At 55.9% G+C, this 2,940-nt stretch carries 3 protein-coding genes; 1 reads left to right on the top strand and 2 read right to left on the bottom strand.

The features are described from left to right. The coding region (locus B2W96_RS09420; RefSeq protein ID WP_293010035.1) for a DegV family protein at window positions 1-736 on the bottom strand (736 nt) is incomplete at its 3' end. Between the two features lie 253 nt (window positions 737-989). After that, window positions 990-2,345, bottom strand: coding sequence for a uracil-xanthine permease family protein (locus B2W96_RS09415; RefSeq protein ID WP_293010034.1), 1,356 nt, complete (start codon window positions 2,343-2,345; stop codon window positions 990-992). A gap of 410 nt (window positions 2,346-2,755) precedes the next feature. On the opposite strand from B2W96_RS09415, the gene B2W96_RS09410 reads away from it, so the two are divergent. Further along, window positions 2,756-2,940 (top strand): hypothetical protein (locus B2W96_RS09410; RefSeq protein WP_293010033.1); only part of this gene is annotated, 185 nt, incomplete at its 3' end.

Raw genomic sequence — 2,940 nt, 5'->3', positions numbered from 1 at the left:
GCTTGACGGCTCCCGGCAGGTTCTGGCAGTGGGAAATAATCACCTCGGCCCCGGTGCAGTCCTTACTGGCGGCCATCTGCTTTGTAATGGCCTGATAGGTCTTCGTTTCGCCGCGCGCCTTATCCGCCACATGGATAGAACCCTGCGGCGTGGTATCCGCAATTACGTGGATTCCCAGAGAATGGAGCAGGTTCCCCACCAGCGGGCGCATCCGTCCATTCTTAATCAGGTTGTCGAAATTCTCCAGAGTGAACACGGTGCGCAGGGCGGCCTGATAAATGCGAAGCTCCGCGCAGATCTTCTCAAAATCCGGGTTTACAGCTTCCTCAATCAAAGCTCTTGCCCGCCGCGCCAGCAGGACCATACACCCAGAGGTGCTTTTAGAGTCAATGACGCAGACCTTTTTCTCCGGATACTCCTCAAGCGCCAACTCCCGCCCCGTCGTGGCAGCAGCCAGCGTACCGGAAAGGTTTCCGGAAATGGTAAAGCAGATGGAGCAGTCCGCCGAGGAAAACGCTTGGGCAAAGGCGTAAGGCGATGGGCATGCCGTGGAGGACGCGGTCTTCTCCTCACGCATCGCCTCCAAAAGCTGGGGAACGCGAATGTGTTCGTCGTCCACAAACTCCCGCTCGCCCACCAAAAGGCGCAGCGGCACGGAAATAAAACGGACGAGGCTGTTTTCCCACTTCTGGTCTGCCATGTCGGCACTGCTGTCGCACACAATATTCCAGGCCATAAAAACTCCTTTGAAGGCTCCCGGCAAACGGTCATTTGTCCGGCGCTTTCGCATAATATGATTTTCAATACCACATTACATCATTTGTCTTGAATTGTCAATCAAAACCTTAAATTGGCTCTCCTCCTCGGCAATTTGCATGATCGCCCGCCCAATTTTTCGAAAAAGGCTCTCATTCTGAAGACCAAAGCGGCAAAGCAAGGCACTGTTAATCTGCGGGCCGGAGAGCATTTTCACCGGCCCGCAGGTTTTGTTATGCATCATCTTTGGGAAGCAGCAGGTTCAGCACCACCGCCATAATCGTGGCGATGACCACCGGGGACTTTCCAAAAATCATCGTCACCGCCTCGGGAAACTGGCTCAGGGCGGCGGACGCCTGAGAAATGCCCACACCCAGCGCGGCGGAGAGGCCGACAATGGTGGTGTTCCGGGCGGTGAGGTCCTGGGACGCAATCAACTTCATGCCGGTCATGGCGATGGTGGAAAACACCGTCACCGTGGCGCCGCCCAGCACGCACTGGGGAATCGTGGTTAAAACGGCGGCAAACTTGGGGCAAAGGCCCGCCAGCAGCAAAAACCCACCCGCGATGGCAAACACCGTCCGGTTCACCACCTTATTAGTGCTGACAATGCCCACGTTCTGGGAATACGTTGCAGTGGGAAGCCCTCCGAACAGGGCCGTTAAAATATTGGTGGCGCCATAGGCGATGACGCCGCCCTTCAGCTCCTTGTCCGTGGGCTCCCGGTCAAGTCCGCCGATGGTGGTGGCGGTAAAATCGCCAATGGCCTGAATGGAGTTGATGGCAAACAGCAGTCCGATGGCAATGCAGGACGCAGGGTCAAACTTTATCCCGAAGTGCAGCAGTCTGGGTAGGGAAAACCACGCCGCATCCGCCACGTCGGAAAAGTCCACCATATGAAAGGGAATGGAAATCACATAACCCGCCAGCATGCCCAAAAGAATGGAGGCCAGCTTGCCGATGCCCCTGCCGTGGTGATTCAGCAGCATCACAGCCACCAGCGTCAGCACCGCCACCAGCCAGTTTTCCCACGAGCCGTAAATCAACGTCTCGGGCAGACCTTTTGCGGCAATGGATTCCGCCGTATTGCCCGCGCCGCCGGCCATATAGTTGATGGCTGTGGGATAGAGGGACAAGCCGATGGTAAACACCACCGTACCGGTAATCACCGGAGGAAACAGGCGGCGGATATGCTTCATGCCAAAACCCACCAGCATGGCCACCACGCCACCCACCAGCATGGCCCCCGCGATGGCGGCCACACCGCCGCCGTCAGCAGCAATGGCCTGCATGCTTGGCACATAGGCAAAGCTGACGCCCAGTATCACCGGAAGCCCAGAGCCAAACCGTCCGCCGATGGGGTAGAGCTGGAAAAAGGTTGACACGGCCGACATCACCAGTGACGCCTGAATCAGGAGCACACCGTCCGCCTGATTCAGGCCCGCCACCCCCGCCACAATAATAGCGGGAGTTACGCAGCCCACAATCATGGCCACCAGATGTTGCAGCGCCAAAGACACCGCCGCCCCTGCCGGCACGGGGCCGCGAAGCTGAAACAGTGCCTCCCGGCTTGGGGTTCTTTTCTCCATCACAGCCGCTCCTTTCGAAAGTCGCCGAATCCTTTTTTTCGGCAACTTCTCTGCGTTTCTTTTCATTACGGCGTTCGCCGTTCGCACTGTGCATATCATACCATATTTTTTAAAGAATGCAAATATTTTTAGGCATCCTAAAAAATATTTTAACGGTAGTCGTGGGTTTTTGCCCTTTTTATCCAGAACCCGCTTTTCTTTTTTGTATTTCGAAGCGCAATTTGGGTCGATTTCATAAATAAGGTATTTTCGGACAGACTAGCAAAGTGGTTTTGGGTTCATTTTCCAGCAGTTTTGCCAAAAAAATGCTTGACGAATCAAGGAAAACGGGTTATGATGTCGTCGGTTACAATCTGTAACCCTCCTGTAACTTTTTTGTTTTGCTTTTTAATTTTGACTGTGAGGTCTTCATGAGTAAACATTCCCCAAAATCCCACAATCATGCCGCCCGGCGGGCTGCGTCGCCTCAGGCCGGTTCCCGCCGTCAGGCGGAGGAACCTCAGGCCGCGCCGGTACTGCGGCGGGTGAGCGCCCCGGCTGCGCAGGCAGAGCCCGTTCCCGTCGGTGCAGCGCCGGAAGACGCGCCGGTTCAGAC

The sequence above is a fragment of the Oscillibacter sp. UBA6647 genome (assembly GCA_002455655.1).
Taxonomy (GTDB): Bacteria; Bacillota; Clostridia; order Oscillospirales; family Oscillospiraceae; genus Oscillibacter.
Note: the sequence above shows the minus strand (reverse complement) of the source record. Positions and strands in the feature narration are given on the sequence as shown.